The organism is Cellulomonas sp. P4_D11 (assembly GCF_056401915.1).
In genome coordinates, this window is sequence record NZ_JBFUIK010000031.1 from 38,511 (window position 1) to 45,345 (window position 6,835).

7 protein-coding genes and 1 pseudogene are annotated in these 6,835 nt (G+C 72.5%); 6 read left to right on the forward strand and 2 right to left on the reverse strand.

What is annotated here, in order from left to right:
* Positions 1-91 precede the first annotated feature (91 nt).
* The 3 genes from nusG (at position 92) to rplA (ending at position 2,244) form a co-directional block, all read left to right on the forward strand.
* Positions 92-910 carry a transcription termination/antitermination protein NusG gene (gene nusG, locus AC1DT4_RS16410; RefSeq protein ID WP_477090856.1) on the forward strand — a complete coding sequence of 273 codons (819 nt, stop codon included), beginning with the start codon at positions 92-94 and terminating at the stop codon, positions 908-910.
* A 94-nt stretch (positions 911-1,004) separates the two neighbouring features.
* Positions 1,005-1,436, forward strand: coding sequence for a 50S ribosomal protein L11 (gene rplK / locus AC1DT4_RS16415; protein ID WP_056023364.1), 432 nt, complete (start codon positions 1,005-1,007; stop codon positions 1,434-1,436).
* Between the two features lie 91 nt (positions 1,437-1,527).
* Positions 1,528-2,244: a 50S ribosomal protein L1 gene (gene rplA, locus AC1DT4_RS16420; RefSeq protein WP_477090857.1), complete on the forward strand. Its 717-nt coding sequence runs from the start codon at positions 1,528-1,530 to the stop codon at positions 2,242-2,244.
* Between the two features lie 73 nt (positions 2,245-2,317).
* On the opposite strand, the gene AC1DT4_RS16425 is transcribed toward rplA, so the two are convergent.
* Positions 2,318-3,268: a phosphotransferase family protein gene (locus AC1DT4_RS16425; RefSeq protein ID WP_477090858.1), complete on the reverse strand. Its 951-nt coding sequence runs from the start codon at positions 3,266-3,268 to the stop codon at positions 2,318-2,320.
* A 47-nt stretch (positions 3,269-3,315) separates the two neighbouring features.
* Positions 3,316-5,139: a trypsin-like peptidase domain-containing protein gene (locus tag AC1DT4_RS16430; protein ID WP_477090859.1), complete on the reverse strand. Its 1,824-nt coding sequence runs from the start codon at positions 5,137-5,139 to the stop codon at positions 3,316-3,318.
* A gap of 293 nt (positions 5,140-5,432) precedes the next feature.
* Here AC1DT4_RS16430 and AC1DT4_RS16435 point away from each other — a divergent pair, with 293 nt between their 5' ends.
* The 3 genes and pseudogenes from AC1DT4_RS16435 to AC1DT4_RS16445 all read left to right on the forward strand — a co-directional run.
* The gene (locus AC1DT4_RS16435; protein WP_477090860.1) at positions 5,433-6,062 is read left to right on the forward strand and encodes an RNA polymerase sigma factor; all 630 of its coding nucleotides are present in this window, start codon (positions 5,433-5,435) and stop codon (positions 6,060-6,062) included.
* Positions 6,059-6,562, forward strand: a complete 504-nt coding sequence (locus tag AC1DT4_RS16440; RefSeq protein WP_477090861.1) for a carboxypeptidase regulatory-like domain-containing protein — start codon at positions 6,059-6,061, stop codon at positions 6,560-6,562. Before AC1DT4_RS16435 ends, AC1DT4_RS16440 begins: the two co-directional genes overlap by 4 nt.
* 5 nt (positions 6,563-6,567) lie before the next feature.
* Positions 6,568-6,835 (forward strand): annotated as a pseudogene (locus AC1DT4_RS16445) (CHAT domain-containing protein); the annotation flags it as partial.

The following is a 6,835-nucleotide window of genomic DNA, read 5'->3' on the forward strand; positions in this document are numbered from 1 at the left end:
CCGCCCCGACAGCCAGGCAGTCGCCCCACCAGGTCGAGCAACCACCGCGCCGGTTCGCCGGGCGCACACGCTGGAGAAAGCAGGTTCGCACGTGTCGCAGGAGTCGCAGGAGCCCACCACGGGCGCCGAGGCGGAGCTCGAGGACGCCATCGCGTCGGTCGAGGCCGTCGAGTCGTCGGCTGACGAGGTCGTCGTCGACGACGCCGTCGACGCCACCGAGAGCGACGAGCCGGCTGACGAGGTTGCCGAGCCTGACGCCGAGGCCGAGGCCGACGACGAGGCCGAGGTCGACGACGAGCCCGACGTCGAGGAGGACCCGGTCGCGGCGTTCAAGTCGCAGCTGCGCAGCCAGCTGGGCGACTGGTACGTCATCCACTCCTACGCCGGCTACGAGAACCGCGTGAAGGCGAACCTCGAGAACCGTCGCCAGAGCCTCAACATGGAGGACTTCATCTACCAGGTGGAGGTCCCCATGGAGGAGGTCGTCGAGATCAAGAACGCGCAGCGCAAGGTCGTCAAGCGCGTCCGGATCCCCGGCTACGTCCTCGTCCGCATGGACCTGACCGACGAGTCGTGGGGCGCGGTCCGGCACACGCCGGGCGTCACCGGCTTCGTCGGCCACACGCACCAGCCCGTCCCGCTGACGCTGGACGAGGTCTTCTCGATGCTCGCGCCGTCGCTCGAGCCCAAGCAGCCGACCACGGCCGCGGGCGCCGCGAAGGCCGCGTCGCAGATCAAGGTCGACTTCACCGTCGGCGAGTCGGTCACCGTCACGGACGGCCCGTTCGACACGCTGCCGGCCACGATCTCCGAGATCAACGCCGAGAACCAGAAGCTCAAGGTCCTCGTCTCCATCTTCGGCCGGGAGACCCCGGTCGAGCTGTCCTTCAGCCAGGTCGCCAAGATCTGACTGGGCTGACGGTCGGGCGAACACGCTCGACGGTGCAGCACTGCAACCGGGTCATCGCCCACGGCGTCGGCCCACGACACGAACGGAAGTAGCAATGCCCCCGAAGAAGAAGGTCACCGGCCTGATCAAGCTCCAGATCAAGGCCGGCGCGGCCACTCCTGCGCCGCCGATCGGTCCGGCGCTGGGTCAGCACGGCGTCAACATCATGGAGTTCTGCAAGGCGTACAACGCTGCCACCGAGGCGCAGCGCGGCAACGTCATCCCCGTGGAGATCACGGTGTACGAGGACCGCTCGTTCACCTTCATCACGAAGACGCCGCCGGCCGCCGAGCTGATCAAGAAGGCCGCCGGTGTGGCCAAGGGTTCCCCGACCCCGCACACCGTCAAGGTCGCCACGCTCACCAAGGCCCAGGTCAGCGAGATCGCGAGCACCAAGCTCGAGGACCTCAACGCGAACGACCTGGCCGCGGCCGAGAAGATCATCGCGGGCACGGCCCGCTCGATGGGCATCAAGGTCGAGGGCTGAGCGACCAGCACGACGACAGCGGGCCGAGTCCGGCCCGCTGAGGAATGTGGAAGGGCCTGACCGGCCCGACTGACCACGACAGGAGAACAGCATGGCGAAGCACAGCAAGGCGTACCGCGCCGCGGTCGAGAAGATCGAGGCCGACCGCCTCTACACCCCGCTCGAGGCCGTGCGTCTCGCGCAGGAGACGTCCACCACCAAGTACGACGCGACCGTCGAGGTCGCGTTCCGCCTCGGTGTGGACCCGCGCAAGGCCGACCAGATGGTCCGCGGCACGGTCAACCTGCCCCACGGCACCGGCAAGACCGCTCGCGTCATCGTCTTCGCGACGGGCGAGCGTGCCGAGCAGGCCCGCGCCGCGGGTGCCGACGAGGTCGGCGGCGACGAGCTCATCGACAAGGTCGCGGCCGGCTACACCGACTTCGACTCGGCCGTCGCGACGCCCGACCTCATGGGCAAGGTCGGTCGACTGGGCAAGGTCCTGGGCCCGCGTGGTCTCATGCCGAACCCGAAGACCGGCACCGTGACGATGGACGTGGCCAAGGCCGTGTCCGACATCAAGGGCGGCAAGATCGAGTTCCGCGTGGACCGTCACGCGAACCTGCACTTCATCATCGGCAAGACCTCGTTCACCGAGGTGGCGCTCGTGGAGAACTACGCCGCCGCGCTCGACGAGATCCTGCGCCTCAAGCCCTCCGCCTCGAAGGGCCGCTACATCGCGAAGGCGACCTTCTCGACGACGAACGGCCCCGGCATCCTCGTCGACCAGAACAAGACGCGGAACCTGCTCGAGGACGACGCCGCCTGACGGTAGCCCCAGCACGACGAAGGCCCGGTCCCCCCTGCGGACCGGGCCTTCGTCGTTCCCCCGACAGCCGGGCTCAGCGCATGCGCCGCGCCGCCCCCGGACGTGCTGCCCCGACCAGCTCCAGCGGGCGGGTCCACAGGCCCGAGAGCCAGGTGAGCTCGTCGTCGCTCGGGTCACCGGCGACGGCCAGGTGAGCGCTCCACTCGATCGCGGTGGCCAGGGTGCGGGCGACCGCCGTGGCGCGCGTCGGCGTCGCATCGCCCCCGAGGCTCCGGTACTCGGTGAGGAAGAGCGCCACCGGGTCGAGGTCCCAGGCGGGTTCGAGCACGGGCCCGAGCGCGATGGCGATCCAGTCCAGGGCCGTCGCGACGTCCCAGCGCGGGTCGCCGCACCCGGCCGACGAGCGGTCGTCGGAGTGCGGCCCGCCCAAGAGCACGGCGCGCACCGCCCCGTGCGCCCGCGTGATCGCGACCTCGTCGCCGGTGGGGTCCCCGTGCGTCCACTGCGCCGCCGTCCACGAGGCGCCGGCCTCGACCAGCGCCCGCCGGACCGCGGGGTGCGCGCGCACCGCCCAGACGGGGCCGGCCTGCGCGGGCAGCTCGTCGAGCCAGTCGGGCAGCGGCTCGTCCAGCACCCACGGCCGCGGGGCGTACGGCGTCAGTGCGCTCACCGGCGTCCGGTGCAGCCGGACCAGGGCGGCCGCCCACGCGCCGAGCAGCGAGGTGAGCTCCGCGCGGAGCGTCGCAGCCGGCCCGGTCCCGTGCATCCGGCCGACAAGGTCCTCGAGCTCGCGCACCAGCGGTCGCCCGTCGGGTTCCTGCCCGGCCCAGGGGTCGGTCAGGTGTCGAGCCGCATGGGCCGCGGGCACCTCGTCGACCAGCGGGGCGACCTCGGGTGACGCGCCGTCCGCCGTGTGGCGACCGACCTGGGGACGCAACGCCACGACGCGCGCCGACGGGCTCCGGTCGACCGCCGTACGGCCGGCGCCCGGACCGGTGGCGGTCCTCTCGACTTCGACGGACATCGTCTGCTGGCTCCCTCGTGCGTGGACGGTTGCGGTGGTGGCGACGGTCAGCGGGCCCGACCCCGGACGATCGCCGTGACGTAGCCGGCCCAGAACGCCTCGCGCAGGCGGAGCGTCGCGTAGGCCCGGGCACGGGCCGCGCCGGCGCCGCCCGCGGCCTGCTGGCGCGCGTACGCCTCCGTGAACGGCTCGGTGAACGGTTCGGTGAAGGGTTCTGTGAACGGTTCGGTGAAGGGCTCGGTGAACGGTTCCGTGAACGGCTCGGTGAACGGCTCGGTGAACGGGTTCGCGCCGAGCGCCTCGGTGAACGGCTCGGTGAAGGGCTCGGTGAACGGCTCCGTGAACGGTTCCGTGAACGGCTCGGTGAAGGGCTCCGTGAACGGTTCGGTGAACGGTTCCGTGAACGGGTTCGCGCCGAGCGCCTCGGTGAACGGCTCGGTGAACGGTTCTGTGAACGGTTCGGTGAACGGTTCCGTGAACGGCTCGGTGAAGGGCTCCGTGAACGGTTCGGTGAAAGGCTCCGTGAACGGGTTCGCGCCGAGCGCCTCGGTGAACGGCTCCGTGAAGGGCTCCGTGAACGGCTCGGTGAAGGGCTCGGTGAACGGCTCGGTGAACGGTTCGGTGAAGGGTTCCGTGAACGGCTGCGCCTCCGCCTCGCCACGGCTGGCGGCGTGCGCGGCTGCCGGGCCGGACGGCTGCGGCTGCGGCGACGCGGGTCGGCCGGGGGCCCCGTTCGCGGTGCGCGGGTCGCCGGCGGCGGGACGGCGGCGTGCTCGTCGGCCCCCGAACGCGGCCTCGACCGGCGGGAAGAGCGACCGTGCGGCCGCCGGGCGGGCGGGACGGGCCTGCCGCGTGCGGCGGGCCGCCAGGGCGCGCGCAGCGGTCGGCGTGAGGACGTCGACGCCCAGGGTGCCCAGCACGACGGCGATGGGGCTCGCGACGGAGAAGCTGCCGTCGTCCTCGCCGGCCCAGAGCAGCCCGACGACCTTCCCGTCCTCGGTGACGATCGCGGAACCGGAGTCACCCTCGGCAGAGAAGGCGTCGACGCCCTCCGCGGGCTCGATGCGGATCTGGTCGCGCAGGGTCTTCCACCCGATGCCGGGCCCGAAGTCGACGGACGTGGTGTAGTCGGTGGACGTGATCGTGCCGCTGGTCAGGCCGGTGGTGCGCCCGCTCTTGCGGACGGCAGTGTCCTCGGCGGCCGGTGCGGACCCGGTGACGGCGCCGATGCCGACGATCCCCGGCAGCCAGGGCGCGCCGGGAGCGAGCGCGACGACGGCTGCGTCGATGCGGTCGGTCAGCGCGCCGCGCACGAGGGCGCCGATGCGGTCGCGGCGGGGGTCGCCGCCGTCGGCGAGCGCGGGCTGGATCCAGGTGCTGGCGACGTCCTCGAGGCCGTCACCTGCGGCGACGTGCCAGTTGGTGAGGCCGAGCGTGCGACCGGTGTGCCGTTCGTAGACCAGGACGCCGAGCGTGCCGTTGACCGACCGCAGCTGCGCCTGGCCGTCGATCGGGACGGTCACGGGGGTGGCCGGCCCGAGGCTGATCCCGCCGGCGAGCGGCCGGATGCGCTTGCTGGGTGCCGGACCCCCGGCGGCCAGGAGCCGCACGCGGTGCTCGACGATGTCCGTCGGGATGCCGTCGATCTCGCTCGGGATGCGTTCGCCGTCCGAGAGGTCGTCGTCGGCGCGCTTGCGCTCCACGTGCACGACGATCGCCTGCCGGCCGGTGGGCGACCCGTCGGACCACTTCTCGCCGATGTCGACCCCGACCACCCCGGGGCGCGCGATGAGGGCGTCCTCGATCGTGCGCTTCGTCGTGCGGATCTCGTCGCGTGTGTGCGAGGCGGGTGCGGGGTCCTGCTCAGTCATGGCGCGCTTCTCCTCAGGGGGGGTCGGGTGCTGGTCAGGAGCGGGTGAGAACGGGTCAGATACATCGATCCGGCAGAACACTCGCAGAGATGTATCTGGCCGTGGGGTCGATGCTCCTCCTGGGCGACCCCGATCGGTGGGGCCGCCCGCGGGTGCTCGCGGGGGGACGGTCCGCGACGCGGGCGGTCCGGGGGCACCCGACGGCGGCCGTATCGTCCTTGTCGGGGTTGTCCGGGTCGCCTTACTGTGTGCGGGGCGGCCGCCCGACGAGGCCTGCCTGTGAGGGGTCCATGATGAGTGACGACCTGGTGGAGCCGGTGGACACCGAGCTCCGCAGCCAGGGTGAGGGGCTCGCCGAGCAGGCGGCCCGCGCGGTGGTGGCCTACCGCGACGGAGACCGAGCTCCGCTCGCCGCCCTGGTGCAGGTGATGACGCCGTTGCTGTGGCACACCGTGCGCGCCCAAGGGGCGGATCCCGAGCTGGCGCAGGACATCGTGCAGAACACCTGGCTGACCCTCGTGCGGGACATCGAGTCGATCCGGGACCCGCGCGCGACCCTCCAGTGGATGCTCGTCACGGCCAAGCGTGCCGCGTGGAGGTCGGTACGCCGCAGCCGCGACGAGCTGGTCCGCCACGAGCAGGACGAGCACGTGACCGACTGGTTGGCCGCGCCGGCCGACGACCTGCCCGACTCCGTGGCGGTGCGCTCCGAGCGCGACGCGGTGCTCTGGCGGCACGTGTCGGAGCTGCCGGACCGGTGCCGTCGGCTCCTGGGGCTGGTCGCGCTGGTCGACCGCCCCGACTACTCCATCGTGTCGCGGTCGCTCGGGATGCCCGTCGGGAGCATCGGACCGACCCGAGGAAGGTGCCTCGCCAAGCTGCGCGTCGCGCTGGCCTCCGACCCCGCCTGGAGCATGTCATGAGCGCCGACGAGAGGACGCTCGCCCTGGTCGCCGCCGGCGGCCTCGACCTGGACGACGCCCGCATCCTGCGGCGCCTGGCGGCGATGGTCGAGGAGGCGGACCCGGTCCCGGCCGGTCTGGTCGAGAGCATCGGGATGGCGCTGACCATCGAGGCCATGCACGCCGAGCTCGCGGAGCTGCACCTGGTCGGGGAGCCGGCGCTCGCCGTGCGCGCCGACGAAGCCAGCATCGAGGCGGGCACCATCACGTTCACCACGGACGTGCTGACCGTGATGATCTCGGTCCACGCCGAGGCCGGCAAGGTGCGGGTCGACGGGTGGGCGGCCCCCGCCGGGGAGCTGTCGGTCGAGCTCCACCAGGGCGGCGAGGTCACGACGACGGCGTCCGACGCCGACGGTCGGTTCTCGTTCTCCGACATCGAGCGCGGCCCGGCTCGTCTGGTCCTGCGACGCCCGTCGGACCCGACGGTGCCCATCGTCACGCCACAGATCGAGCTCTAGCGCAGATGTCCGAACCCGGCAGTCCGGCGGCGTCCGGGCCGCCGAGCCTCGATGCCCTCGTCGAGCAGGTCCAGCGGGCGGACGACGACAACGCGGAGGGGCGGCCCACGCGCGCGCGCCGTCGGCTCCGCCCGGCGCTGCGCGCGCTGGACGCGATGCCGGCGTCGCCCGAGGTCGCGCACTGGCGGGGCCGGGCGCTGATCGAGCTGGCCAAGTGCGACTTCGAGACGCGCGGCGGCCCGCGGCCGGTGCTCGAGCGGCTGGACGCGATGC

Coding starts and splice junctions, on each gene's coding strand:
- AC1DT4_RS16430 (WP_477090859.1), bottom strand. CDS start 5,139: ATGACTGAGCAGGACCCCGCACCCGCCTCGCACACACGCGACGAGATC.
- AC1DT4_RS16425 (WP_477090858.1), bottom strand. CDS start 3,268: ATGTCCGTCGAAGTCGAGAGGACCGCCACCGGTCCGGGCGCCGGCCGT.
- rplA (WP_477090857.1), top strand. CDS start 1,528: ATGGCGAAGCACAGCAAGGCGTACCGCGCCGCGGTCGAGAAGATCGAG.
- AC1DT4_RS16440 (WP_477090861.1), top strand. CDS start 6,059: ATGAGCGCCGACGAGAGGACGCTCGCCCTGGTCGCCGCCGGCGGCCTC.
- AC1DT4_RS16435 (WP_477090860.1), top strand. CDS start 5,433: ATGAGTGACGACCTGGTGGAGCCGGTGGACACCGAGCTCCGCAGCCAG.
- rplK (WP_056023364.1), top strand. CDS start 1,005: ATGCCCCCGAAGAAGAAGGTCACCGGCCTGATCAAGCTCCAGATCAAG.